Source organism: Neobacillus sp. K501, assembly GCF_053749995.1.
On the sequence record NZ_JBSLYA010000005.1, the window covers coordinates 277,889 to 303,847 of the forward strand.

23 protein-coding genes are annotated in these 25,959 nt (G+C 40.6%); 22 read left to right on the top strand and 1 reads right to left on the bottom strand.

From position 1 onward, the window contains the following. Positions 1-57: 57 nt before the first annotated feature. From ACWM35_RS14205 to qoxD, 6 genes are all read left to right on the top strand, one after another. Positions 58-1,623: a catalase gene (locus ACWM35_RS14205; protein WP_454819432.1), complete on the top strand. Its 1,566-nt coding sequence runs from the start codon at positions 58-60 to the stop codon at positions 1,621-1,623. 130 nt (positions 1,624-1,753) lie between these two features. Further along, positions 1,754-3,202: a cardiolipin synthase gene (gene cls, locus ACWM35_RS14210; protein ID WP_454819433.1), complete on the top strand. Its 1,449-nt coding sequence runs from the start codon at positions 1,754-1,756 to the stop codon at positions 3,200-3,202. 351 nt (positions 3,203-3,553) lie between these two features. Next, positions 3,554-4,483, top strand: coding sequence for a cytochrome aa3 quinol oxidase subunit II (gene qoxA / locus ACWM35_RS14215; protein WP_454819434.1), 930 nt, complete (start codon positions 3,554-3,556; stop codon positions 4,481-4,483). A gap of 74 nt (positions 4,484-4,557) precedes the next feature. Beyond that, positions 4,558-6,504, top strand: coding sequence for a cytochrome aa3 quinol oxidase subunit I (gene qoxB, locus ACWM35_RS14220; protein ID WP_454819435.1), 1,947 nt, complete (start codon positions 4,558-4,560; stop codon positions 6,502-6,504). Continuing rightward, a complete protein-coding gene (gene qoxC, locus ACWM35_RS14225; RefSeq protein ID WP_454819436.1) occupies positions 6,504-7,100 on the top strand; it encodes a cytochrome aa3 quinol oxidase subunit III in 597 nt (198 codons plus the stop codon). Before qoxB ends, qoxC begins: the two co-directional genes overlap by 1 nt. Positions 7,101-7,102: 2 nt before the next feature. Next, the gene (gene qoxD, locus ACWM35_RS14230; protein ID WP_454819437.1) at positions 7,103-7,384 is read left to right on the top strand and encodes a cytochrome aa3 quinol oxidase subunit IV; all 282 of its coding nucleotides are present in this window, start codon (positions 7,103-7,105) and stop codon (positions 7,382-7,384) included. 197 nt (positions 7,385-7,581) lie between these two features. On the opposite strand, the gene ACWM35_RS14235 is transcribed toward qoxD, so the two are convergent. Continuing rightward, the gene (locus tag ACWM35_RS14235; RefSeq protein WP_454819438.1) at positions 7,582-7,842 is read right to left on the bottom strand and encodes a hypothetical protein; all 261 of its coding nucleotides are present in this window, start codon (positions 7,840-7,842) and stop codon (positions 7,582-7,584) included. Positions 7,843-8,055: 213 nt separating this feature from the next. Here ACWM35_RS14235 and ACWM35_RS14240 point away from each other — a divergent pair, with 213 nt between their 5' ends. The 16 genes from ACWM35_RS14240 to ACWM35_RS14315 all read left to right on the top strand — a co-directional run bounded on the left by ACWM35_RS14240 (position 8,056) and on the right by ACWM35_RS14315 (position 25,736). Further along, entirely contained in the window at positions 8,056-8,982 is a 927-nt protein-coding gene (locus ACWM35_RS14240) for an alpha/beta hydrolase (protein WP_454819439.1), read from the top strand. A 326-nt stretch (positions 8,983-9,308) separates the two neighbouring features. Further along, positions 9,309-10,670, top strand: coding sequence for a branched-chain amino acid transport system II carrier protein (brnQ, locus tag ACWM35_RS14245; protein WP_454819440.1), 1,362 nt, complete (start codon positions 9,309-9,311; stop codon positions 10,668-10,670). Between the two features lie 151 nt (positions 10,671-10,821). Then, positions 10,822-11,565, top strand: a complete 744-nt coding sequence (gene map / locus ACWM35_RS14250) for a type I methionyl aminopeptidase (RefSeq protein WP_454819441.1) — start codon at positions 10,822-10,824, stop codon at positions 11,563-11,565. A gap of 184 nt (positions 11,566-11,749) precedes the next feature. Continuing rightward, positions 11,750-12,979: a DUF438 domain-containing protein gene (locus tag ACWM35_RS14255; protein ID WP_454819442.1), complete on the top strand. Its 1,230-nt coding sequence runs from the start codon at positions 11,750-11,752 to the stop codon at positions 12,977-12,979. A 190-nt stretch (positions 12,980-13,169) separates the two neighbouring features. After that, the gene (locus ACWM35_RS14260) at positions 13,170-14,342 is read left to right on the top strand and encodes an LL-diaminopimelate aminotransferase (protein ID WP_454819443.1); all 1,173 of its coding nucleotides are present in this window, start codon (positions 13,170-13,172) and stop codon (positions 14,340-14,342) included. A 22-nt stretch (positions 14,343-14,364) separates the two neighbouring features. After that, a complete protein-coding gene (locus tag ACWM35_RS14265; RefSeq protein WP_454819444.1) occupies positions 14,365-15,846 on the top strand; it encodes an aldehyde dehydrogenase family protein in 1,482 nt (493 codons plus the stop codon). A gap of 96 nt (positions 15,847-15,942) precedes the next feature. Continuing rightward, positions 15,943-16,791, top strand: coding sequence for a 3-hydroxyacyl-CoA dehydrogenase (locus tag ACWM35_RS14270; protein ID WP_454819445.1), 849 nt, complete (start codon positions 15,943-15,945; stop codon positions 16,789-16,791). A gap of 41 nt (positions 16,792-16,832) precedes the next feature. Continuing rightward, positions 16,833-17,534 (top strand): CoA transferase subunit A, encoded by a 702-nt coding sequence (locus ACWM35_RS14275; protein ID WP_454819493.1) that lies wholly within the window; start codon positions 16,833-16,835, stop codon positions 17,532-17,534. Beyond that, positions 17,515-18,195 (top strand): 3-oxoacid CoA-transferase subunit B, encoded by a 681-nt coding sequence (locus ACWM35_RS14280; RefSeq protein ID WP_454819446.1) that lies wholly within the window; start codon positions 17,515-17,517, stop codon positions 18,193-18,195. Before ACWM35_RS14275 ends, ACWM35_RS14280 begins: the two co-directional genes overlap by 20 nt. A gap of 13 nt (positions 18,196-18,208) precedes the next feature. Beyond that, positions 18,209-18,985, top strand: coding sequence for an enoyl-CoA hydratase/isomerase family protein (locus ACWM35_RS14285; RefSeq protein WP_454819447.1), 777 nt, complete (start codon positions 18,209-18,211; stop codon positions 18,983-18,985). Positions 18,986-18,996: 11 nt separating this feature from the next. Continuing rightward, positions 18,997-20,145, top strand: coding sequence for an acyl-CoA dehydrogenase family protein (locus ACWM35_RS14290; protein WP_454819448.1), 1,149 nt, complete (start codon positions 18,997-18,999; stop codon positions 20,143-20,145). 16 nt (positions 20,146-20,161) lie between these two features. Beyond that, positions 20,162-21,355 carry a thiolase family protein gene (locus ACWM35_RS14295; protein WP_454819449.1) on the top strand — a complete coding sequence of 398 codons (1,194 nt, stop codon included), beginning with the start codon at positions 20,162-20,164 and terminating at the stop codon, positions 21,353-21,355. A gap of 20 nt (positions 21,356-21,375) precedes the next feature. Then, entirely contained in the window at positions 21,376-22,371 is a 996-nt protein-coding gene (locus tag ACWM35_RS14300) for a hydroxyacid dehydrogenase (protein WP_454819450.1), read from the top strand. 10 nt (positions 22,372-22,381) lie between these two features. Next, the gene (locus ACWM35_RS14305; protein ID WP_454819451.1) at positions 22,382-23,461 is read left to right on the top strand and encodes a tartrate dehydrogenase; all 1,080 of its coding nucleotides are present in this window, start codon (positions 22,382-22,384) and stop codon (positions 23,459-23,461) included. A gap of 237 nt (positions 23,462-23,698) precedes the next feature. Further along, positions 23,699-24,274 carry a TetR/AcrR family transcriptional regulator gene (locus ACWM35_RS14310; RefSeq protein WP_454819452.1) on the top strand — a complete coding sequence of 192 codons (576 nt, stop codon included), beginning with the start codon at positions 23,699-23,701 and terminating at the stop codon, positions 24,272-24,274. 238 nt (positions 24,275-24,512) lie between these two features. Next, a complete protein-coding gene (locus ACWM35_RS14315; RefSeq protein ID WP_454819453.1) occupies positions 24,513-25,736 on the top strand; it encodes an epoxide hydrolase family protein in 1,224 nt (407 codons plus the stop codon). The last annotated feature ends 223 nt before the right edge of the window (positions 25,737-25,959 follow it).

The window sequence follows — 25,959 nt, forward strand, 5'->3', positions numbered from 1 at the left end:
CATACATTGATAGGTAAAGGAAATACTTACTAGAGTAAAATTAAGGAGGTTTGAATAATGGATGAGAAACAACATGATAACCATAATCCTGAAGACGTCTTAACAAACCGGCAGGGACATCCCGTTACAGATAACCAAAATGTGCGAACAGTCGGAAACCGAGGACCGATGACCCTAGAGAACTACGACTTTTTAGAAAAAATAAGCCATTTTGACCGCGAAAGAATTCCAGAGCGCGTTGTCCATGCCCGTGGAGCTGGGGCACACGGGTATTTTGAATCGTATGGAACGATTAATGGAGAACCGATCTCAAAGTATACCCGTGCCAAGGTCTTTACCAATACTGAGGTTCAAACACCTGTATTTGTCCGCTTTTCAACAGTCGTCCATGGCGGACATTCACCTGAAACTGAACGTGATCCGCGAGGTTTTGCGGTTAAATTTTATACAGAAGATGGGAATTGGGATTTAGTCGGAAATAATTTAAAAATCTTCTTTATTCGCGACCCTTTGAAATTTCCTGACATGGTGCATTCATTCAGACCAGATCCAGTGAATAATATTTCAGATCCTGAGAGAATGTTTGATTTTCTATGTCAAACCCCTGAATCGATGCACATGATTACCTTTGTCTTTTCACCTTGGGGCATTCCGTCCAACTATCGTCAAATGCAAGGCTCAGGTGTTCACGCCTACAAATGGGTAAATGAAGAGGGAAAGGGAGTTCTTGTAAAATATCACTGGGAACCGAAACAAGGAATCAAAAATCTTTCACAAAAAGAGGCTGCGGAAATCCAGAGCAAGAATTATAGCCATGCCACACAAGATTTATATGAAGCGATTGAACGTGGAGATTATCCGGAATGGGAATTATATGTTCAAATCATGGAGGATGGTGAACATCCAGAATTGGACTATGACCCGCTAGATCCAACGAAACTATGGTATAAAGAGGATTTTCCTTGGCATAAAGTAGGCAGGATGGTATTAAACAAAAATCCAGAAAATTTTTTCGCCGAAACCGAACAAGTGGCTTTTGGTACAGGTGTTCTTGTTGATGGGCTAGATTTTTCTGATGATAAGCTACTTCAAGGTAGAACCTATTCTTACTCCGATACGCAGCGGTATCGAGTAGGGACCAACTACTTACAACTGCCGATTAATCGACCGAAGAAACATGTGGCTACCAATCAAGATGGGGGACAAATGGATTTTAGGCAGGATTACGGAAAATTGAAAAATCCTTCTGTCAATTATGAGCCTTCCTTAATTGGAGGATTAAGAGAAGAGGTCAACCCTGGAAAAGAACATCAGCCACATGTGGAAGGGAATCTTGTAAGAGAAAGAATTCCTCGTGATAACAATTTCGGGCAGGCGGGCGAGACGTATCGAAGATTCAATGAATGGGAACGGACAGAGTTGATTTCCAATCTTTCTGGGGCCCTTGCCTCCTGCCGTAAGGAAATTCAAGATCGAATGGTGGACATGTTAACACAATGTGATCCAGACTATGGGAAAAGAATTGCGGAAGGAATTAAAAACGCTGGTCAATCAACCGAAGGAAACATGGAAGAGGCAGTGCAGCAGGCTGAAGTAATGGGGCATGCATCGGATCCGTATTAAACAGGCCGACATGGAGGGGGACTACCCCTCCATATTTCATTCTAAATGGATAAACATACATAAAAAAGGCGAAGTTCGAATAAATGTACTATACTAAATGAATAGTAAACAATTGGAGAGGGTTTTTATCATGCATATTACTTCCATTTTACTCGGGATTGTTCTAGTGGTAAATATCATGTTGGCCCTGGTTGTTATCTTTCAAGAAAGAAGGGACATCGGTTCCACTTGGGCTTGGCTTTTAGTACTCTTTTTTATTCCTATTTTGGGCTTCGTCATGTATCTTTTATTGGGACAAAATTTAAGCCGGAAACGACTTTTTCAATGGGATGATTTGAAAAAGACTGGTCTTGAGGAAGAACTTGAATCTCAATTAGCAAAATTCCGTTCTGATCAATTCTTTTTTCGCAATAAAGCAACAAGTGACAGCAGGGATTTAATTTACATGCACATGATCAACAATAAAGCCATTTTAACAGAGGATAATGCCGTTGAGATTTTTACAGACGGTAAGGATAAATTCGATCAGTTAATGAAAGATATCAAACAGGCAAAGAACTATATTCACCTGCAGTATTACATCATAAAAAATGATAATCTGGGGAAAAAACTAATCCAAGCATTGACGGAAAAAGTGAATCAAGGTGTAAAAGTAAGAGTTTTATACGATGAATTGGGTTCACGTAGCCTGCCAAAGCGAATTTTTAAAGAATTTCGTGCAGCTGGCGGTCAAGTTGAGGTCTTTTTCCCTTCAAAATTTCGGTTTATCAATTTAAGGATGAATTTCAGAAATCACCGCAAGATTGTGATTATTGATGGGAAAATCGGTTATGTTGGTGGATTTAATGTTGGGGATGAATATCTTGGACTAAACGAAAAATTTGGTTATTGGCGAGATACCCATTTAAGGATTAAAGGTACAGCCGTATATGCGCTTCAAACGCGATTTATTCTCGATTGGAACCAGGCTTCTGATGATTATGATGTTGATTACGTTCCAAACCTTTATCCAGAAAATGTTTCCCATGGGAATATCGGAATCCAAATTGTAACAAGTGGTCCTGATTCTGAATTTCAACAAATTAAAAATGGTTACATTAAAATGATCATGTCTGCCAAAAAAACAATCTTTATCCAAACGCCCTACTTTATTCCGGATGAAAGCTTATTAGACGCCCTGCGGATTGCCTGTTTATCGGGAGTAGAAGTCAATATTATGATACCCAATAAGCCAGACCATCTGTTTGTTTATTGGGCGACACTTTCTCATGTTCATGAATTATTGAAAATTGGGGCAAAGATCTACATCTACAATAATGGCTTTATCCATGCCAAAACGCTGGTCGTAGATGAAGAAATCGCTTCGGTGGGCACAGCCAATATTGATTACAGAAGTTTCAAGCTGAATTTTGAGGTAAATGCTTTTTTATATGATGATGAAATATCGACAAAATTAACAAAAATATTTAAAGAGGATATCAAGGTATCTAGATTGTTAACATTAAAAGAATATGAGCAGCGCTCACTGGAAATTCGTTTGAAGGAATCGATTTCAAGGCTGCTGTCTCCAATCTTATAGGTTATCATTTTCTATTTTTCTAATAACCCCGAAATGAAACCAAAAGGAACTTTGCCGATTATATTGGCAAAGTTCCTTTTTTAATATATTTTTGTAGAAAAATGTTAATTTTTAGTTTTTGTTAGAGGGTAACCTAATTATCATAATCTATTTACTCTTAAAATGCCATTGATTCGAACCCAAAAATTAATTCCAATTTTTGATTTTGAACGTTTTGTGACACATTTCACATTTGAATGGATTTTATTAAAAATGATTATAAAATAAGAATAACTGAATGTGATTTATATCACTTAATAAATTTCTCCTATTGAAAAAAGACGAAATAGAAGATTAGAAAGGGGTACCACTATGAAATTCAAAGGGGCATTATTAACCCTGGTTTTTACTATTATCACGTTACTTACAGGATGTGAACCTTTATTAGTTTTAGACCCAAAAGGACCACAGGCTGAAAGGCAAGCGAATGACATTATGTTATCGATTGGATTAATGGCCGTTATTGTTATCGTCGTTTTTGCTCTTTTAGTCTATATGTTAATCAAATATCGTGCTTCCAAACAGCGACCAGATTACGAGCCACCTCACATTGAAGGGAATATTTGGGTGGAAGCGATTTGTGTAGGGATTCCCGTTATTATTGTTGCTTTCCTATCGATTGTTTCTGTACGAAGTAATTATATCGTTGAATCCGCACCAAAGGGTTACGAAAATAAAGAGCCATTAGTTGTTTACGCATCTTCCTCAAACTGGAAATGGCATTTTAGTTACCCTGAAGAAAATATCGAAACTGTCAATTACCTGTACATCCCGACGGACCGCCCGCTTGAATTTAAACTGTATTCATACGGTCCAATTACGAGCTTCTGGATTCCACAGCTTGGTGGACAAAAATATGCGATGGGTGACATGGTTACAACCTTACACCTAGCAGCGGATGAGCCAGGAGAATTTATGGGACGAAACGCCAACTTTAGTGGTAAAGGCTTTGCCGAAAACACCTTTAATGTTACCGCGATGTCTCAAAAAGATTTTGATGATTGGGTTAAAGAGGTAAAAGAAACAGCAAAACCATTAACCGAAAAGAAATTTGATGAGTTATTGGAGCCAGGTCATCTTGGACAGTCCACCTATACAGGAACTCATTTGACATTCTCACCAGCACCAGAAGGACATGATCATGGATCTGACACAAATGAGCAAGGTTCTGATGATAAACAAAGTGAACATGATCATGAGGCAGCAGATACTGAAGAAGCTTCCGATCATACTCATCATTAAGATTACGAGCTATCTAGTTTAATTGAATTGAATTGAATTGAATTGAATGTATTTACCGAAAGGAGTTACAAAGTATGGAGTTCTTTGAACGATTTGCCGTACCACATCCAAGTGCAGCTATTTATGCTTCGATGGTTGCGATTGGTCTAGTAGTGATCGCCATTATAGCTGGCTTGACCTATTTTAAAAAATGGGGTTATCTCTGGCGTGAGTGGATTACGACGGTTGACCATAAACGAATTGGTATTATGTATTTAGTATCTGCCTTATTGATGCTATTCAGAGGTGGCGCTGATGCGATTATGATGCGTGCTCAATTGGCAGCACCAGATAATACGCTGTTAGATGCCCAGCATTATAATGAAATTTTCACTACACATGGGATTGTTATGATCCTCTTTATGGCCATGCCATTTATTATGTTTTTCATGAACTTTGTCGTACCATTACAGATTGGTGCACGGGATGTTGCCTTCCCACGTTTAAACGCATTGAGCTTCTGGTTATTCTTCATGGGGGCGATGTTATTTAATATTTCATTCGTTGTCGGTGGGTCACCAGATGCAGGCTGGACTTCTTATTTCCCACTAGCGGGTAATGAATTCAGTGAATCTGTAGGAACCAATTATTATATGATTGCGATTCAAATTGCCGGTATTGGTACGTTAATGACGGGGATTAACTTTATCACAACTATTCTTAAAATGAGAGCACCGGGCATGACGCTAATGAAAATGCCAATGTTCACTTGGTCTGCCTTCATTGCCAACGTTATTATCGTTTTCGCTTTCCCAGTTTTAGCAGTATTACTTGCGATGGGAACATTGGACCGTCAATTTGGAACCAACTTCTTTACGATGGATAATGGCGGAATGGATATGCTTTGGGCCAATATCTTCTGGGTATGGGGTCATCCTGAAGTTTATATCTTGATTTTGCCAGCATTCGGTATTTACAGTGAAATCATTTCAACCTTTGCGCGTCGAAATCTATATGGCTATAAATCTATGGTTGGTTCCATGGTGCTTATTTCCCTTATGTCCTTCTTAGTATGGGCTCACCACTTCTTTACAATGGGTCAAGGGGCGCTAACTAACAGTATTTTCTCCATAACTACCATGGCGATTGCTGTCCCGACAGGGGTTAAGATCTTTAACTGGCTGCTTACGCTTAGAAAAGGGAAAATCGAATTTACGACGCCAATGCTTTATTCAATTCTGTTCATTCCATTATTTACACTTGGCGGTGTAACGGGAGTCATGCTTGCGATGTCTGCAGCAGACTATCAATATCATAATACGATGTTCTTAGTCGCTCACTTCCACAACGTAATTATTCCAGGTGTCGTTTATGCGATGCTTGCTGGTCTCACTTACTATTGGCCAAAAATGTTTGGTTTTATGTTAAATGAAAGAATTGGAAAATGGACGGCATGGTTACTTTCCATCGGTTTCCTTTTAGCCTTCATGCCGATGTATGTGACAGGTTTAGATGGTCAGGCTCGCCGTATGTATACGTACTCTGAATCAACAGGGTTTGGACCATTGAATATGGTGTCGTTCATTGGAGCTGCCATCATGGCCATTGGCTTTGTTTTAATCGTGTACAACATTTACTACAGCACACGCTATGCTTCTAGAGATATTGGTGAGGATCCATGGGATGCACGTACACTAGAATGGGCAACACATACTCCAGTGCCAGAATACAACTTTGCTATTTTACCAGAAGTGAAATCCAGTGAAGCGCTTTGGGATTCAAAGAAAAAAGGTCATGTTTTATTCAAAGGGGAATATGAAAAAATTCATATGCCTAATAACAGTGGTGTTCCATTCATTATGAGTTGTATCTTCTTTGTATGGGGATTCTCGTTTATTTTCAGTCTGTGGATTCCAGTCATTGTTACAACGATTGGAATATTTGCTTGTTTGGCTCTTCGTTCCTTTGAACAAGATCACGGCCGATACATCTCTGTTAAAGAAATTGAAGAAACTGAAACAAATTTGCGAGGTGCTAAATAATGAAAATCGATCACTCGCTGCCACTTGAATATAGTACAGAAGAAAATCGTTTAAAAATATTAGGTTTTTGGATTTTCCTAGGTGCGGAAATTATGCTTTTTGCCACACTTTTCGCAACCTATTTCACTTTATATAATCGAACTGGGAATGGCCCAACTGGAGCAGAGATTTTTGAAATTACTCCTGTATTAGTGGAAACCATCTTGCTATTAACAAGTAGCTTTACCATCGGGCTAGGTGTTCACGCCATGCGAATAGGTAATAAAAAAGCAATGATGTCATTCTTTTTGATTACCTTAGTTCTCGGTTTGGGATTCTTAGGATTTGAAATATTTGAGTTTGTTCATTATGTTCACATTGGAGCTGGACTTCAAATAAGTGCCTTTACATCGATTCTATTAACGACATTAGGAACACATGGAGCACACGTAACACTCGGGATCTTTTGGGGTATCTTCATTGTCTTACAAGTGAAAAAACGTGGATTGACTCCGCAAACAGCCAACAAAGCATTCATTTTCTCTCTTTACTGGCATTTCCTAGATGTAGTCTGGATTTTCATCTTCAGCTTTATCTACTTGAAAGGAATGATGTAAATATGAAAGAACTATTCCCAATGAAACAAATCCTGGGCTTCGTATTTTCTTTACTCCTTACAACCATTGCGCTGGCGGTGTATTTCTTAGACATGTCATTTGTAATGGGGATGACGATTCTTCTGATAACGGCTTTTGTGCAAGCTGGAGTTCAATTAGTCGTGTTTATGCATGCTGGTGAAACAGAAGATAAAGGAGCCATTTATACAAATGTCTATTACGGCTTAATCATTGCCCTGGTCACTGTTTTTGGCACATTACTTGCAATGGTTTGGGATATGTAAAAACAAAAAGCGGAAGCGCCTTGGTCAGGGGCGACAGGCATAAGACGAGCCGGCGAGAAGGTTGCTTTTTAACCTTCTGGACGGATTGCCTTATGACCCGAGCCCCTAGGCGCTGGAGCTGGATTCAGAAAACTACACAAAGTTATCTACACCCATATTTTTATAAATTCCTAAGCATTAAGAAAAAAATGGAGTGCCTACATCGGCGCTCCATTTTTTCGTTTTATATGAGTTACGTTTATTCCTTTATATGCTTTTTCCGTCATTTCTTCCGTTAAAACAAAGAATACACCCATTAGGAAGATAAACACCGCACCAATTGATGCACCGATACCAATGCCTGTGAAATAACTGTAATCGCTTACAAAGAAACCGAATAAAAAAGATACAATTCCAAAGATTAAAGCAGTTCCTCCGACATATTTTATAGCATTTAGGATTTTTAATTTCGAGTTCATCTCACTCATCCTCCTTTTATCTATATTATTCACGTTGTTCACAAAATTGTCAAAACTATTTTTCGGTCTTGTTCACAATTTGTTCAAATTTATGTGATTTGTATATTAAGTTGTTGGTTTTGGTTAAATATTCCAAAGTTTCAGAAGGATTACTATAATTTATACCGAACAATATACATGTAAGTATATTTTGGAACGAAAGTAGGCGAAGAAATGACTCTTGATCCACAAACGAAATTTGTATTGGGACAATTGGCAGCTGCAGGGGCACCAGCAATGGAAACGTTGACACCAGAGCAGGCGAGGGCAGCAATGATGTTTCCAAAGGGCGAAGTCGAACCTGTTGGAAAGGTTGAGGATCGAATGATTCCTGGTCCTGAGTCGGATATCCCTATCCGTGTATATTATCCTAAGGAAGAGCAAAAGGCATATCCAGCACTTGTTTTTTATCACGGTGGGGGTTGGGTAGTTGGAAACATCGATTCTCATGACGATATCTGCAGGGCACTTACGAATATTGCCAACTGTGTCACGATTTCAGTAGATTACCGCCTAGCTCCTGAACATAAATTCCCTGCTGCCGTCGAAGATTCCTTTGCGGCTGTTCAATACGTGTTTGACCACGCAGAAGAATTCCAGGTGGACCGTACTAGGATCGCTGTAGGCGGCGATAGTGCAGGTGGTAATTTAGCTGCTGTTGTCACTAACCTCGCGAAGGAAAGAAAGACTCCAGCAATCTGTTATCAACTATTACTCTATCCAAGTACGAAACTAGCAGGTGAACCAACTGTTTCCATGAAGGAAAATTCAGAGGGCTATTTCTTAACCAGTGGAACCATGGCTTGGTTTAGAGATTGCTACTTGAATGGTGAAGAGGATAAACGAAATCCGCTAGCTTCCCCAATGCTATTTGCAGACTTTAAAGACCTGCCTCCTACACTCGTGATTACCGCAGAATATGACCCACTAAGAGATGAGGGTGAAGATTATGCAGACAAGCTAGCTGAGGCTGGGGTTCAAGTGGAAAAAGTGCGCTATGACGGAACGATTCACGGTTTCATCAGCATGGCAGCTGTTATTGATCAAGGAATAGAAGCACTAAACAAAGCCGGCCATGCATTAAAAAAGGCTTTTTATTAAAAGAATAGATGCAAAAAGGGCAGTGATTTCTTATAATCACTGCCTTTTTCCTTATCCAATTAAATTATTATATCAAGATAACATAATCTTTTTTTAGGAATTTTCTATAGATAATTATAAGTTTAAATGTATATTTTATCTAATTTTTCATTAGTCTAAGTATAACAATGATTAACTGTCATTTATTTCATTTCGTAATTATCAAAATAATCCTTAAAAGATAGTTGCAATTCGATTTTTTGAATAGTATTATTATTCTCGTACTTTATTAAAAGCTATTTGAATAGTTTAATAATTTGGAATGATTTTAGGGGGAACCAATATTTATGCAAGGCAAGTTACCGTTTTCGAGGTATTTTATTATAGGAGTCATGTTGTTTGCACTATTTTTCGGTGCAGGGAATTTAATCTTTCCGGCATCCCTTGGTCAACACGCTGGATCGAATATATGGGTAGCGGTTGCGGGGTTTTTAATTACTGGAATTGGTTTGCCTTTTCTGGGAATATTGGCAATGGGCGTTTCTGGCAGTAAGAATCTACAGGAACTTTCAAGTCGAGTCCACCCAGTCTATGGAGTGGTTTTTACGTCCCTCCTATATTTGACAATTGGACCATTTTTTGCCGGTCCACGGACTGGAGCCGTTGCCTATGATATTGGGATTGCGCCATTTGTAGGTGAAGGATTTGGGCAAATAGGTTTGTTTATTTTTACTCTGTTATTTTTTACCGTTACTCTTTGGTTCTCATTAAACCCAGCAAAGCTGGTTGACCATGTTGGTAAATTATTATCACCAGCCATCATTATTCTTATTTTTGTTTTATTGGTTATGGTAATTGTTAAGCCCTTAGGTCCGATTGGAGAACCACAAGCAGCTTATGCGAGTGGAGCGTTTATGAAAGGGTTTGTGGAAGGATATAACACCATGGATGCCCTTGCGTCACTTGTATTTGGAATTATTGTCATTAATGCGATTCGTTCAATGGGGGTTACTTCTGCTCGTGGAGTTCTCTCAGCAACCGCTAAGTCTGGGATTGTGGCCATCGTCTTTCTTGCGATTATTTATGTCGGAGTTTCTTATTTAGGGGCAACGAGCACAGCGGCTTTTGGTCTATTTGATACCGGGGGGCCTGTTTTAGGGAAAACGGCCTTTCATTACTTTGGATCCTTAGGAACTGTGATGCTGTCGGTTATTATCATCCTAGCTTGCCTGACGACCAGTATCGGATTGATTACAGCCTGTGGGGAATATTTTCATTCTCTTTTACCAAAAATCAGCTATAAAAAGTTTGTTGTTTTCTTTTCACTTGTATCATTTATCATCGCTAACTTTGGCTTATCGAATATTATTACATTTTCGATTCCGGTGTTGATGTTCTTATATCCACTTGCGATTGTCTTGATGCTGTTAACGTTTTTATCAAAGTTGTTTAAGGATTCCCAAATAGTATATGTGGCCGCTACTGTTGTTACATTGATGATCAGTACCATTGATGGTTTAAAAACCTTATGCCAATTACTTGAGATGGAATATTATAATTGGTTGTCAGCAATTGTTTCCTTTTATGAGAGATATTTACCTTTATATAATGAAGGGCTGGGCTGGTTATTACCGGTTGTGGTTACGATTATCGTTACTAGTGTCATTGTTTTATCGCAGAAGGATTCGACTACACCTGTTAAAATTTAGGGCTTATTTTAGACACATCTAATCCAATGGGTTTGATGTGTTTTTTCGTAAGGAAGTTATTAGACATTCACTCTTGAATTTTTTATAGAAGAAAAGCTACAATAATATAATGGTGAGAAATCACAAAAATTGAAAGAGTAGGTTTGATAATATGATCGCAAAGACAGAAGAGGATTTTAATGGATTAAAGGAAATCGGCAGGATTGTTGCATCGATTCGTGATGAAATGGTACAAAGAACGGTACCGGGCATTACCACGAAAGAGCTTGATAATATGGCAGGGGAACTTTTTGAAAAAGAAGGAGCACTCTCTGCTCCTATGGGTGAATATAACTTTCCAGGTTACACATGCATTAGTGTCAATGAAGAAGTGGCACATGGCATTCCAGGAAATCGCGTGATTCAAGAAGGAGATATTGTAAATATCGATGTTTCAGGTTCGAAAAATGGATATTTCGCTGATACAGGCATTTCCTTTGTTGTTGGCAAGGGAGATGAAATTCTAGCAAAAATTTGTGAAGTGGCCAAAGAAGCCTTTGATGCAGGACTCAAAAAGGCGAAACCAGGCTCTAAAAAGAGTGGGATTGGCAAAGCAGTGCATCAAACGGCTAAAAAGCATGGTTTAACGGTAATCATGAACCTAACCGGACATGGTATTGGTAGACGGATTCATGAGGCACCGGATCATATTTATAATTATCATGATACCTGGGACGACGAACTGTTGAAAGAAGGTATGGTTATTGCCTTCGAACCATTTATCTCAACAGAAGAAGAGGAAGTATTTCAAGTTGAAGGTGACGACTGGACATATGTCACTGAAAAAAGCTTTGTAGCCCAATTGGAACACACGATCATTCTTACTAAAAATGGACCGATGATCATAACACTTTAAGACTAAAAGCGGAGCTTGCTCCGCTTTTTTTATTTGTATTCATTTTTGTCTAAAAAAATTCACATTTTCTAAAGTAATTCCTTTAACAATGATGTAAATCACAAACAAGTTATCGAAGAAATGATATTTTATGGATGAGAAATATTATCAATCGTAACTAGCATCATTACAAAGGAGAATCCTTATGAGTGAGTTTATTAATAACCGTGAACAAAAAACATTGAATAATAAAAAACGGCTTGAGATGTTAAAACAAATCTTTCAAGACCTTCATGCCGGAAAAAATGTAGAAGAGGTGAAGGCTCATTTTGATGCTTTCATTGGAAAAATTACCGTTGATGAAATTGCCCATCTTCAGCATGATTTTATTGAAGAGGGAAGTATACCCATCGCTGAATTCCAACGGATTTATCAAGCACATACAGACCTTTTTAATGGGACAATTGATAAAGATCATCGCGATAATAATCCAGAAGATCAACCTGGCCATCCGATCCATACTTTTATCTTAGAAAACAAGGAAATTGAACAGCTACTTACCTCCAGGGTTCAAGTCCACTTGGATGAGTTTGACAAGGATGATTGTGCAGACAACATTTATAAACTGTTAGAAGATATCAACCTCCTGTTAGATATTGATAAGCATTACAGCCGAAAGGAAAATTTGATTTTCCCCTATTTAGAAAAGTACGGTATCTATGGTCCAACAAACAATATGTGGAGAATTGATGACTTTATCCGTGATGGTATTAAAGAGGCAAGACAAAGATTAGCGACTTATAGTGGTGACAAACAAGCGGTGATCGAGATCTTTACCTTCATATTGAATGAAGTCAGTGGAATGATCTATAAAGAGGAAAATATTCTTTTCCCAATGGCATTGAAAAATCTAACTGAAGATGAATGGGTGAAAATTGCTCATGAAAGTGATGAAATAGGTTTTTGTTTAATTGGTCCCGCTGCTGAATGGAAGCCAGATAGAAAAGCACTAGATGCTAATGCGATTTCTGAAGGCTATATTAAAATGGAAACAGGCATTTTATCTTTGAAACAACTGGAACTGTTGTTGAATCATTTGCCTGTTGACCTTACCTTCATTGATCACGAGGATGTTGTTAGGTACTTCTCCCATGGAAAAGAAAGAATCTTTGCCAGGACGAAGGCAGTCATTGGCCGTACTGTTCAAAACTGTCACCCGCCAAGAAGTGTCCATGTGGTCGAAGAGCTCTTGGCCGATTTTAAAGCAGGACGAAAAGACACCGAGGATTTCTGGATTAAGTTCCGTGATAAATACGTTTATATCCGCTATTTTGCAGTCCGTAATGAAAACGGAAAATACATCGGTACCCTAGAATTCACCCAAAACATCGATCCCATCAAAGCCATCGACGGTGAAAAACGGATACTATCATAAACGAAAAATAAGTCTCCCTTTGTGGGAGGCTTATTTTTGTATGATTCATACGGAAGGATGTCAAAATTAGCCGCTATTTTTGTTTAAAACAACCATAGTTATCTACCAGAAAAAACGATAAATTTGAAATATAGAAATTCTAATTTTCTGAATAATTTTTGGGTTGATAGAGAGAAAAGGCGGTGAGTTTTTGAAGTATCAATCAAATCGAATCGATCAGATCCCACCCTATTTATTCGCTGAAATCAATAAGAAGAAAGAAGCAATGATAAAGGCGGGCGTAGATATTATTGATCTAGGAATTGGCGACCCTGATCTTCCAACACCTGCTCATATTGTGAATAAACTAGTCGAGGAAATGCAGGACGCGAAGAACTTTAAATATCCGAGTTTCATCGGAATCAAGGAGTTTCGCCAAGCTGTGGCGGATTTTTATTCCCGTCAGTATGGAGTAGAGCTTGATCCGGAAACAGAAGTACTTGCCTTAATTGGTTCAAAAGAAGGCATCGCGCATCTCGTTCCGACGCTCATTGATCCCGGTGACTATGTGCTAATTCCAGACCCAAGTTACCCGGTATATCGCATGGCAACTTTACTAGCGAACGGTAACTATCACAATATGCCATTAACAAAGGGAAATAACTTTGAACCTGATTTTTCAGCCATTCCAACTGAGATTCTGAAACAGTCTAGACTGATGTTTTTAAATTATCCAGGTAATCCTACTGCAGCCACCGTGAATCTTAGTTTTTTCAAGGAGGCAGTGGAATTTGCCAAGAAAAATGCTATCCCGATTGCCCATGATTCTGCCTATAACTTAGTCACATTTGAAGATTACAAAGCGCCGAGTATCTTACAGATTGAAGGTGCAAAAGAGATTGCCGTCGAATTCGGCTCGCTCTCCAAAACGTATAATATGACCGGCTGGCGGATTGGCTTTGTGGTTGGTAATCGCGAAATGATTAAAGCGCTTTCTGTTTTAAAAAGCAATACGGATACAGGTCAGTTTACACCGATTCAAAAAGCCGCTGCCTATGCACTAAATAGTGATCAAAGCTGTGTCACCAAGCACAACCAAATATATAAAGAACGCATGGTGGCAATGCTCGAAGGGCTAAAATCAATTGGTGTGGAGGTGGATCCTCCTAAAGGAAGCTTCTTCATTTGGGCTCCTGTTCCCAAAGGCTATACATCCTCAGAATTCGTTACCAGTGTGCTTGAGCAAACTGGTGTGATTCTTACGCCAGGTACAGCTTTTGGGCCTTCGGGTGAGGGATATTTTCGAGTCTCGCTTTCTGTTCCAACTGAAAGATTATTTGAAGCAGTAGATAGAATCAAACAACGATTAAAAATAACTATCTAGTAAACATATTGGAGGGAATAACATGAAAAAAATCTTAAATTACATTAACGGTGAATGGTCTGAAGCTACTACAGGTAAATTTACACCGGTTGTGAATCCAGCAAACGGTCAAGTTTTGGCAGAAGTCACGCAATCATCAAAGGAAGACGTCGATCGTGCTGTTCAAGCCGCTAAGGAAGCACAAAAATCTTGGCGTTTAGTTCCTGCCCCAGAACGTGCCGAAATTTTATATAAAGTGGCTTTTCTGTTAAAAGAAAGAAAAGAAGAATTAGCGCAAATCCTTACGAGTGAGATGGGGAAAGTCATTGATGAAGGAAGAGGAGAAGTACAGGAAGCGATTGACATGGCGTTTTATATGGCTGGGGAAGGCCGCCGCCTATTTGGTGATACAGTACCGTCTGAGCTTCGAAATAAATTCGCGATGAGCGTTCGTGTTCCGATTGGAGTGGCGGGTTTAATTACCCCTTGGAACTTCCCAATCGCGATCGCTTCATGGAAATCCCTTCCTGCACTTGTTAGCGGAAATGCCGTAGTTTGGAAGCCAGCGACGGAAACACCGATGGTTGCCGCAGCATTTGTCCGGATATATGAGGAGGCAGGTCTCCCTAAAGGTTTATTAAATCTCGTTAACGGTTCCGGAAGTGTAGTAGGAAATGCCATGGTTGAACACCCAGACATCGATCTAATTTCCTTTACGGGTTCCAATGAGGTTGGAAAAGAAATCAACGGCCGCGCAGGTGCGTTATTAAAAAGAACTTCCCTTGAAATGGGCGGTAAAAATGCGATTACGGTTCTAGAAGATGCTGATCTCGACCTTGCCGTAGAAGGTATCCTTTGGGGAGCATTTGGAACAAGCGGACAAAGGTGTACCGCTACAAGCCGAGTACTTGTCCATGAGTCTGTAAAAGAGGAATTAGAAGGAAAGCTTCTAAATCGCATTGGGGAATTAAAGCTAGGTAATGGTCTTGATGAAACGGTAAAGGTTGGTCCTGTCATCAATCGCTCTTCTCTAGAACGGATTGACGAATATGTAAAAATTGGTCAACAAGAGGGAGCAAAGCTTCTTGCTGGAGGAAAAATTGCGAACCTTGAAGGACTGGAAGGCGGGAACTACTATCTTCCTACGATTTTCACGAACGTAACTCCAGACATGAGAATTGCGAAAGAAGAAATTTTTGGACCGGTTGTTTCGATCATCGCGGTAAAAGGCTTGGAAGAAGCGATTGAAGTCAATAACAGTGTAGAATTTGGTCTTTCCAGTGCGATCTATTCTGCTAATGTGAATCGAATTTTTGTGGCAATCAGAGATTTAGACACAGGAATTGTCTATGTGAATGCAGGTACAACGGGAGCTGAAATCCATTTGCCATTCGGTGGAACAAAAGGGACAGGAAATGGACATCGAGATTCAGGTGTGGCTGCGTTGGATGTGTATACAGAATGGAAATCGATTTATGTTGACTACAGTGGAAAACTGCAAAGAGCACAAATTGATAACAACTAATTTATAGATAATTAACCTGTACGTCCTTGTAGGTTCTTTTTATAAGAGCAAAGGAATACAGGTTAATTGTTCATTCGTTAAAGGGGAGAGACGGGAATGGAAAAGTTAACGGTTGTTGGTTCAGGAGTCATGGGCAGAGGCATTGCTTATGTCGCGGCACTTGGTGGCTTTCATGTTTTTTTACATGATGTTAACCAAGAAAATTTGGATAAGGCTAAATTATATATTGAAAAAGAAATGATGAAAAGTGCAGACAGGGGTTATCTCAATCGGGAAAAAGCGGCAGCAGCTTTGAAAAATATTGAATATACAAATAATTTAGAAAATGCAGCAGGAAATACGGATGTGGTTATCGAAGCTGTTTTTGAGTTGATGGAATTGAAGATTGATATTTTTAAACAATTGGACAAAATTTGTCCGAAGCATACGATTCTTGCTACCAATACCTCAACAATGAGTCCGACAGAAATCGCGGCACAAACCTCAAGACCAGAGAAATGTGTAGCGATGCATTTCTTTAACCCAGTTCATAAAATGAAGCTGATTGAAATCATTCGAGGGCTGGAGACCTCAGATGAAACGGTTGAAAAAGCGAAAGAAATTGGAATGAAGTTAGGAAAAGAAACAGTTGAAGTAAATGAATTCCCCGGGTTTGTTACGAGCCGGATGAATTGCTTAATAGGGAATGAAGCGATGAATCTGCTGATGGAGGGTGTGGCTTCTGCAGAAGATATCGACAAAGCGATGAAGCTGGGATTAAATCATCCGATGGGACCGTTAGAACTGGCGGACCTCGTTGGATTAGATACTCGCCTGCGGAATATGGAATATCTCTATAAGACATTGGGGGAAAAGTATCGTCCATGCCCATTGCTGATTAAATATGTAAAGGCAGGCCGGCTCGGACGGAAATCAGGGTCTGGATTCTATCATTATGAGAACTAACCAGCTCACAATGATTGGAGGGAAGTAGATTGGGAAAAACGATGAATTGTGAAAAGCTAAAATCAGCGGAAGATGCGATTAATTGGATTCAAAAGGGCGACCGTGTGTTAGTTGGCGGCTTTGGGCTTTGCGGCACGCCATTTACGTTAATCGATACGATAACAGAGTCTGACCATGCGAGAGAATTAACGATTATCAGTAATAACCTTGGCGAAGCAGGCAAAGGACTTGGAAAACTATTAATCTCCAAACATATCAAAAAAGCAGTCGGCTCTTATTTTACTTCGAATCGGGATGCGGTAAAAGCATGGAAAAGCGGTGAACTCGAAATTGAGCTGATTCCTCAAGGAACCTTAGCCGAAGCCATCCGAGCTGGCGGGGCTGGAATCGCAGGCTTTTACACGAAGACAGCCGTAGGAACGAAGCTTGCCGAAGGGAAGGAAGAGAGAGTGTTTGACGGGGAACGCTATCTCTTTGTCCGAGGAATCAAAGCGGATGTCGCATTAATTAAAGCAGCAAAAGCAGATACGATGGGGAATTTGATTTATTCCAAAACAGCGCGAAATTTCAACCCGATGATGGCAACAGCCGCGAAAATCGTGATTGCGGAAGTCGATGAAATTGTAGAAGCAGGCAGCTTCGATCCTGAACAAATCGTCACACCTCATTCCTATGTTGACATCGTTGTTATAAATGATCGCTATGAAAAAGTAGGGGGTGTATATGTTGAACGTAACCGGTAAGGAGCAAGCCACAGACCGTATAAGAATCGCCAAACGGATTGCCATGGAGCTAAAGGACGGCATGGTTGTGAACCTAGGAGTCGGAATTCCGACTTTGATCCAAAACTATTTACCGAAGGACAGCCGGGTTTACCTTCAATCCGAAAATGGGTTACTAGGGATGGGACCAACACCGCCTGAGGATGAACTCGATATGGATTTAATCAGTGCTAGTAAACATCCGATTACGTTAGGTCATGGCTCATCGATTTTTTCAAGTGCGGATTCGTTTGTGATGATTCGCGGAGGACATGTGGATTATGCGGTTATGGGGGCTCTACAAGTAAGTGAGACAGGAGAAATTGCCAATTGGGCCGTTCCAGGACAGGATATTCTTGGAGTCGGCGGAGCAATGGATTTAGTTGCCAGCGCAAAAAAAATTATCATCGCGATTTCCCATGTTACGAAGGAATTGAAACCGAAAATTGTAAAAAAACTAACCTGTCCAACTAGTGGTATTCGGACTGCAGAAATGATTGTGACTGAAAAAGCGGTCTTTCGGATCGAAAACGGTCTGTTAATGCTTGAAGAAGTAGCCGAGAACAGCAGTGTGGAGGAAGTTCGCAGACTGACAGAAGCAGAATTCGTTGTTTCTGAAAATTTAACAAAGATGCCTGTGTAAAGGTGGGGAAGGAATGTCGTTTCAGAATATTATCGTACAAGAGGTAAAGGAACTTGGGTTGATCACCATTAATCGCCCAGAACAAAGGAATGCTTTAAATTTAGAGACTTTGTTAGAAATTGAGCGAGCGCTCGAACAGCTGAGGATGAATGATCAGATCCGCGTCGTTATTTTTACCGGAGCAGGAGAAAAATCATTCGCAGCAGGTGCTGATATCCGTCAATTAAATAAACGGACGATGGTGGAAGCGCTTCAACCTAATATGACAGCGACATACCGGAAAATCGAAGACTATGAAAAACCAACAATTGCTGCGATTAATGGATTTGCTCTTGGTGGCGGATTAGAGCTCGCACTAGCCTGTGACATCCGCATCGCCTCCTACAATGCAAAGGTAGGTCTCCCTGAAGTATCCTTAGGAATTATCCCAGGTGCAGGTGGGACACAAAGACTTACGAGAATCGTAGGAAAAGGGAAAGCGATGGATCTGATCTTAACAGGGGACATCATTTCAGCAGAGGAAGCCGAGAAAATTGGCCTCATAAGTAAGGCAGTTCCCCAAGAGGAGCTTTTGGAAAAAGCAAAGGAATATGCTAAAAAAATTAGTCTAAAGGCTCCACTAGCTTTACGATTAGCGAAGGCGGCCGTTAACCGCGGGGCAGACATCGAAATGGAAACAGCCCTGTACTTAGAAAAATTATCACAGACGATTTTAATCGGATCAGAAGATAAACAGGAAGGGACACAAGCCTTTTTGGAAAAAAGACAACCACAATTTCAAGGGAGATAGGGGGAAATAAAATGGATTTCACATTATCGGAAGATATTCAATTATTAAAGAAAGCTGTGCATGATTTTGTTCAGGGTGAAGTAGAAAAGGTCGCCATGGAAATAGAAGAGAAGGATGAAATTCCTAGTCAAATTATTGAAGCCTCTAAGGAAATGGGGTTATTTGGCTTAAGTATTCCTGAAGAATACGGCGGTCTTGGCCTTGATATGGTGGGGAAATGCGCGATTTATGAGGAACTAGGAAAAACACATAATGGTTATACCACGTTAATCGGTGCCCACACAGGAATCGGTTCGGTCGGAATTGTTGAGCTTGGCACGAAGGAACAAAAAGAAAAGTATCTTCCAAAGATGGCAAGTGGGGAATGGATTGGTGCTTTTGCCCTTACCGAGCCAAGTGCCGGTTCGAATGCCGCTAATTTAAAAACAAGAGCGGAGAGAAAGGGCGACAAATATATCCTAAATGGTTCCAAGCATTATATTACCAATGCGGTTTGCGGTAATGTATTTACCGTTATGGCCGTAACCGATCCAAGTAAAGGGGCAAAGGGAATTACCTCTTTTATCGTAGAAAAGGATTTCCCTGGTTTTATTGTTGGAAATGTCGAGAAAAAAATGGGGCTTCGTGGTTCTCATTCGGCTGAGCTTTTCTTTGAAAATTTGGAAGTTCCAGCAGAGAATGTCCTCGGCGAAGAAGGACAAGGTTACGTGAACGCGTTAAAAATCCTCGCGAATGGCAGGGCCGGCCTTGCGGCACGTAATTTAGGCTCTTGCGAAAAGCTACTTGAGCACAGCATGGATTATGCGATGCAAAGGATTCAATTTGATAAGCCGATTTTTGAACAGCAGGCGGTTCAGCATATGTTAGCGGATATGGCGATGGAAATCGAGTTGCTTCGTTCGATTACCTATCGTGTAGCATGGATGACGGATAAAGGAATGCGGGTCGTGAAAGAGGCGGCGATGGCGAAGTTATATGGTTCCGAGGTATACAACCGTATCGCTGATTTAGCTGTACAAATTCATGCAGGAATTGGATATATGAAGGATTATCCGATCGAGCGATTCTACCGTGATGCCCGGATTACAAAAATTTATGAAGGCACAAGCCAAATTCAGAAGAATATCATTGCCAATGAATTAAAACGAGAGTTTCGATAAAACGGAGGTGTTGAGAATGAGGAATGCAGTCATTATTGATGGAGTCAGGACAGCGATTGGAAGAATGGGTGGCACCCTGAAGGATGTAGAGGTTGATTTTTTATCGGAAAAGGTTATGAGAGAGGCATTAGAGAAAAGCGGTGTTGCGGGGAAGGACGTTGAGGAAGTAGTTTGGGGCCATTCAAAACAAAGCTCCGACGTGCCCAATTTAGCTCGTTTAGCTGCCTTAAGAGCAGATCTTCCAATTGAAGTGCCTGGATATACCGTTCATCGCCAGTGCGGTTCCGGTCTACAAGCAATTAATAATGCGGCACAGCAAATTATTTGCGGTCTTTCTGAAATCGTCTTGGCTGGCGGTGCGGAAAGCATGAGTAACGCTCCTTATTATTTAAGAAAAGCAAGATATGGATATGGTGCTGGAAATGCAGAAATCGTTGATTCCAATACCGAAAGTCAACCTCGGGCACAGCCGATTGAGGTATACGGTCAGTTAACCATGGGAATGACAGCAGAAAATCTTGCGGAAAAATATAGCATCAGCCGCGAGGAACAAGATGAATTTGCATTTGAAAGCCAGCAGAAAGCGGCTAACGCCATTAGTGCTGGGAAATTTAAGGATGAAATCGTCGCATATGAAGTCAAGGTGAAAAAAGAGAAAATTAGCTTTGAAACAGACGAACATCCACGTCTCACAAGCCTTGAAAAGCTTGCTTCATTAAAGCCTGTTTTTAAACAAGGTGGAACGGTTACAGCTGGAAACTCAAGCGGTCGTAATGATGGGGCAGCCGCTTTCATCATGATGTCGGAAGAAGAGGCATTAAAACGGGAACTCAAACCTCGTCTCCGGATTGTCTCACAAGCCGTGGCAGGCGTTTCACCAGAAATCATGGGGATTGGGCCGGTTCCTGCGACATTGAAGGCACTTAAACTAGCAGGTCTTTCATTAGCAGATATCGATTTGATTGAGTTAAACGAAGCATTTGCCGCTCAGGCACTAGCCTGTGTAAAAGAATTAAATATTGATCGAAAGAAATTAAATGTTAATGGCGGTGCTATCGCATTAGGGCATCCAATTGGCGGTACTGGGGCGATTTTGACCGTGAAAATGATGAATGAGTTGGAGCGGCGTGGAAGCCGTTACGGCTTAATTACAGCTTGTATCGGCGGTGGACAGGGAATTGCAACCATCGTAGAAAACTTAAGAGTCTAAACCGCTGGAGGTTAAAGAATATGAAGAAACCACGGGTTCTCCAGATTCTCTCAATGTATCATCATGAGGGGGAAAAAGTTTTAGGGCAGGGCGCAGAGGTGATTCAAACCAATCAGTATGATCTTCCACATTTGTGTGAAGCGGTACAGAATGTTGAAGGAATTGTTCTCCGAGCTCCAGCAAAAATCACACGAGAAGTCATTGATGCCAATCCTCATTTAAAGGTCATTTCTGGCGCAGGAGTTGGCCTCGATAATATTGATGTCGCTTACGCAACGAAAAAAGGGATACCTGTCCTACACGCACCTGCGGTGAACAAGGTATCCACTGCCGAGCATGCGGTTATGTTAATTATGGCCTTGGCGAAATCCGTCATTCCTTTTCATGAAAATATGAGGAAAGGAAACTATGATTCTCGCATGAGTATCCCAACGCTTGAATTAAAAGGAAAAAAGGTAGGCTTAATTGGTTTTGGCAATATTGCCCAAGAGGTAGCCAAGCGATTAAAGCTTGGATTTGAAATGGATGTTACGGCATGGGTGAGGGAATATAATCCTGCAAAACATAAAATGGCCCATGAAATTGGAGTTCATATTAATACGAATATGAAAGAAGTATTCGCGCAGTCGGACTTTATTTCTCTTCATATTCCATTAAATGAGCAAACGAAACATTCAATCAATCATAAGTTTTTCTCTGTTATGAAACCAACTGCCTTTTTAATCAATACAGCACGCGGTGCGGTTATCAATCAAGACGATTTATTTAATGGATTGAAAGAGGGAAGATTCGCAGGAGCCGGATTGGATGTATTTGACCCGGAACCTCCAGCAAAGGATCTTCCACTATTATCCTTACCGAATGTCGTCCTTACCCCTCATATAGGCGGGACGACAATTGAGTGTAATTATATTATGTCAACTACAGTAGCGGAAAATGTTTTAAAAGTACTTGAAGGAAAAATGCCTAAGTATATTGCAAATCCCGAAGTGCTGAATTCGAAAATACTAGAATAGGAGTACAATCATGGAGCAATATTCAATCGCTTTACTACCTGGTGATGGAATTGGCGTAGACGTCGTTAGGGAAGGGAAAAAAGTATTAGATACCGTTAGTCAGCTTCATGGGGGATATTCGCTTTCCTATCAAGAGTTTGACTGGAGCTGTGAATACTACGCCAAACACGGAAAAATGATGCCGGATAATGGCTTGGAAATATTAAAAGATTTTGACTCTATCTTTCTCGGTGCTGTCGGCTATCCTGGCGTACCTGACCATGTTTCTTTGTGGGGACTGCTTCTCCCAATCAGACGGCAATTTGAGCAGTATATTAACTTGCGTCCAGTTAGATTATTAAAAGGTATTCAATCGCCACTTGCGGGCAAAACCGCTGACGATCTAAACTTTATTGTCATTCGGGAAAACAATGAAGGGGAATATTCCAGTATTGGCGGCCGGATGTATGAAGGTACTGATATGGACATGGCCATCCAGAACAGTGTTTTTACTCGAAAAGGGGTAGAAAGGGTATTACGCTACGCCTTTGACCTTGCTCAGAAGCAGGGTAAAAGAAAGCATGTTACGGCAGCGACAAAATCCAACGGAATTAATCATACGATGCCATTTTGGGATGAGTATGTTCAGAAAATCAATCAGGAATATCCGGATGTAGAAAGCAGCACGGTGCATATTGACGCACTTGCCGCCTTTTTCGTCAGCAAACCTGAAACAATGGATGTGGTGGTTGCTTCTAACTTATTTGGCGATATCTTAACAGATTTGGGCGCAGCGATTGTTGGCGGACTGGGAATTGCACCTTCGGCGAATATCAATCCGGAAAAGAAGTATCCTTCGATGTTTGAACCGGTCCATGGTTCGGCACCAGATATTGCTGGAAAAGGAATCGCCAATCCACTTGCTTCGATTTGGTGTACAAGTATGATGCTGGATCATTTAGGGCAGCCAGAATCAGCCAAAGCGATTATGGATGCGATGGAGGATGTCCTGCAGGAGAAAGAGGTTCTGACTCCAGATCTTGGTGGCCAGTCAACGACCGAGCTGGTTGGGGATTATATTTGTGAAAAGCTTAAAAGTAAGCTGGGATAATAAATAGGCAAAGGGGAAAACAAGTCACGTTGATTTGTTTTCCCTTTTTAGTTATATGGAGATTACGAATAGTATATTAAGACTATGTAAATTACTTATGCTATTATATTTTATATCACGGAAAATAATTATTAATCTGTTTTTTATTAAAGGAAGACGAGGGTTAGGGGATTTGGATCCTCATTTATATTGTGGGATAGTAACACAGATACCACTTATTAAGGAGGTAGGATTAAGGTGGCACGAAAAAAAGAATTTGATGAAGATGCTGCTCTTCTTAAAGCCATGCGCTTATTTTGGGAACAAGGATATGAGAAGACATCAATGCAGGAACTGGTTTCACATATGGGGGTACATAAAGGGAGCATGTATGATACATTTGGAGATAAGAAATCCTTATATATTAAAACATTAAAACGATACAGTATAATGTTGGAGGAAATGGTTAAGCAACGTATGGCCGATACCCATTCTGCCAAGGAGGCAATTCGAGTGTTGTTTGAAATTGCTATTCAACCTCAAGAAGAGGTTCCTCAGGGCTGCTTACTGGTCAATACTGCAGTTGAGTTGGCCATACATGATTCTGAGGCCATAGATTGGGTTCATCTGCGATGGACCACGACAGAAGAATTATTTCAAGACATTATTGTGAAAGGACAACAATCGGGGGAATTTTCCAAGACATTTAACCCGGAAGAACTGTCCTCTTATCTTCTTAATGCCTTAATCGGACTTCGTGTTATGGTTAAGACGATATCTGATAAGGATAAATTACGCCAAATTATTGAAATGAATTTGTCGGTATTAGAATGAATGGTTGATATGATTGAGATCGTAAGGCACAGGCCTTACGATCTTTTTTAAACACATTCAAGAACGAATGTTCAAAAATAATTCTTGACCGATCGTTCTTGAATATGCTAAATTTATTTTCGCAAGGAGGAATGATTGAGAAATCGTGGGACATGCATAATGCTCGAACCACAATATGGCGTTTTCTCAGAAACTGACATAATACAATCCAAAAATATACACAAAGGGAGATAGAGAAATGACACAAACGAGTACTCAACAACCAATTAATGAGCAATCTACAGACAAGCACGAAATTAGACCTTTCCATGTAAATGTTCCAGAAGAGGAACTCTTAGAATTGAAGAACCGCATTAAAGCAACGAAATGGCCTGAGAAGGAAACAGTCCTAGATCAATCGCAAGGGGTGCAACTCGCAACGATTCAAGAACTTGCTCGGTATTGGGCGGATGAATATGACTGGCGCAAAATCGAATCGAGAATTAACTCGTTCCCTCACTTCGTGACCGAAATCGATGGATTAGACTTTCACTTCATTCACGTGCGTTCGAAGCATGAGGATGCAATGCCAATCCTGATTGCGCATGGTTGGCCTGGCTCGATTATTGAGCAAATGAAGCTTATCGAACCACTTACTAATCCGACTGCACATGGCGGAAGTGCGGCCGATGCTTTCCACGTGATCATTCCATCAATGCCTGGCTACGGGTTCTCAGGAAAGCCGACCACAACAGGTTGGAATCCTAAACGTATCGCAAGCGCTTATGGTGAGCTGATGACACGTCTGGGCTATACGAAGTATGTAGCCCAAGGGGGCGACTGGGGCTCAATTGTTGTTAACTTTATGGGGGTTGAAGAGCCTAAAGGATTGAAAGGCATCCATACCAATATGCCTGAAGTAATACCGCCAGAAGTTGATGCGGCGATCTGGTCTGGAAACCCGTTGCCTGCTGGTCTCACAGAAGAAGAGAAGAAAGCGTGTGAGCAAGTTCGCGAGAATAAATTCGCCTACGCATTTCAAATGGGAACACGTCCGCAGACACTGACTGGATTGGTAGATTCGCCTGTTGGTTTGGCTGCCTTTATGATTGACCATGACTGGAAGAGCCATGCCCTGATTGCGAGATCTTTTGAAGGAGTCACAGAAGGCCTCACGCGCGACGATGTTCTCGACAACATCACGCTCTTCTGGTTGACGAACACAGCGGTTTCCGCGGCTCGCCTCTATTGGGAGAATACTGTTGCCGGAATCTCCTTCTTCGCCGTCAAAGGTGTCAAGCTCCCGGTTGCGGTAAGCGTATTTCCGGATGAGATGTACGTAGCACCAAAGAGCTGGGCAGAGAAGGCTTACCCGAATCTTATCCATTTCAACAAGCTTCCTAAGGGTGGACATTTCGCAGCTTGGGAGCAACCGGGGTACATCATCTCGGAATTACGTACTGCGTTCAAGTCGTTACGCTAGTATTTTAAAAAGACAATGTTATTACTGAATGTTGATTTTGTTGTGTTAGAAAAATAAACGAAAAAATTTCGTTTAAATTGGGAAATCTATATTTCCTTCATAATAAGGGAAGTTTTTTCGCTTATAGGATCTAAATATTTGGATTTTGACTTATTAAGAGCATATAAGCGAAATTTCTTCGCTTATATTGGCTTCATAGACTTCCTTGATATGCATTAACGGA

Coding starts and splice junctions, on each gene's coding strand:
- ACWM35_RS14205 (WP_454819432.1), top strand. CDS start 58: ATGGATGAGAAACAACATGATAACCATAATCCTGAAGACGTCTTAACA.
- cls (WP_454819433.1), top strand. CDS start 1,754: ATGCATATTACTTCCATTTTACTCGGGATTGTTCTAGTGGTAAATATC.
- qoxA (WP_454819434.1), top strand. CDS start 3,554: ATGAAATTCAAAGGGGCATTATTAACCCTGGTTTTTACTATTATCACG.
- qoxB (WP_454819435.1), top strand. CDS start 4,558: ATGGAGTTCTTTGAACGATTTGCCGTACCACATCCAAGTGCAGCTATT.
- qoxC (WP_454819436.1), top strand. CDS start 6,504: ATGAAAATCGATCACTCGCTGCCACTTGAATATAGTACAGAAGAAAAT.
- qoxD (WP_454819437.1), top strand. CDS start 7,103: ATGAAAGAACTATTCCCAATGAAACAAATCCTGGGCTTCGTATTTTCT.
- ACWM35_RS14235 (WP_454819438.1), bottom strand. CDS start 7,842: ATGAACTCGAAATTAAAAATCCTAAATGCTATAAAATATGTCGGAGGA.
- ACWM35_RS14240 (WP_454819439.1), top strand. CDS start 8,056: ATGACTCTTGATCCACAAACGAAATTTGTATTGGGACAATTGGCAGCT.
- brnQ (WP_454819440.1), top strand. CDS start 9,309: ATGCAAGGCAAGTTACCGTTTTCGAGGTATTTTATTATAGGAGTCATG.
- map (WP_454819441.1), top strand. CDS start 10,822: ATGATCGCAAAGACAGAAGAGGATTTTAATGGATTAAAGGAAATCGGC.
- ACWM35_RS14255 (WP_454819442.1), top strand. CDS start 11,750: ATGAGTGAGTTTATTAATAACCGTGAACAAAAAACATTGAATAATAAA.
- ACWM35_RS14265 (WP_454819444.1), top strand. CDS start 14,365: ATGAAAAAAATCTTAAATTACATTAACGGTGAATGGTCTGAAGCTACT.
- ACWM35_RS14270 (WP_454819445.1), top strand. CDS start 15,943: ATGGAAAAGTTAACGGTTGTTGGTTCAGGAGTCATGGGCAGAGGCATT.
- ACWM35_RS14275 (WP_454819493.1), top strand. CDS start 16,833: ATGAATTGTGAAAAGCTAAAATCAGCGGAAGATGCGATTAATTGGATT.
- ACWM35_RS14280 (WP_454819446.1), top strand. CDS start 17,515: ATGTTGAACGTAACCGGTAAGGAGCAAGCCACAGACCGTATAAGAATC.
- ACWM35_RS14285 (WP_454819447.1), top strand. CDS start 18,209: ATGTCGTTTCAGAATATTATCGTACAAGAGGTAAAGGAACTTGGGTTG.
- ACWM35_RS14290 (WP_454819448.1), top strand. CDS start 18,997: ATGGATTTCACATTATCGGAAGATATTCAATTATTAAAGAAAGCTGTG.
- ACWM35_RS14295 (WP_454819449.1), top strand. CDS start 20,162: ATGAGGAATGCAGTCATTATTGATGGAGTCAGGACAGCGATTGGAAGA.
- ACWM35_RS14300 (WP_454819450.1), top strand. CDS start 21,376: ATGAAGAAACCACGGGTTCTCCAGATTCTCTCAATGTATCATCATGAG.
- ACWM35_RS14305 (WP_454819451.1), top strand. CDS start 22,382: ATGGAGCAATATTCAATCGCTTTACTACCTGGTGATGGAATTGGCGTA.
- ACWM35_RS14315 (WP_454819453.1), top strand. CDS start 24,513: ATGACACAAACGAGTACTCAACAACCAATTAATGAGCAATCTACAGAC.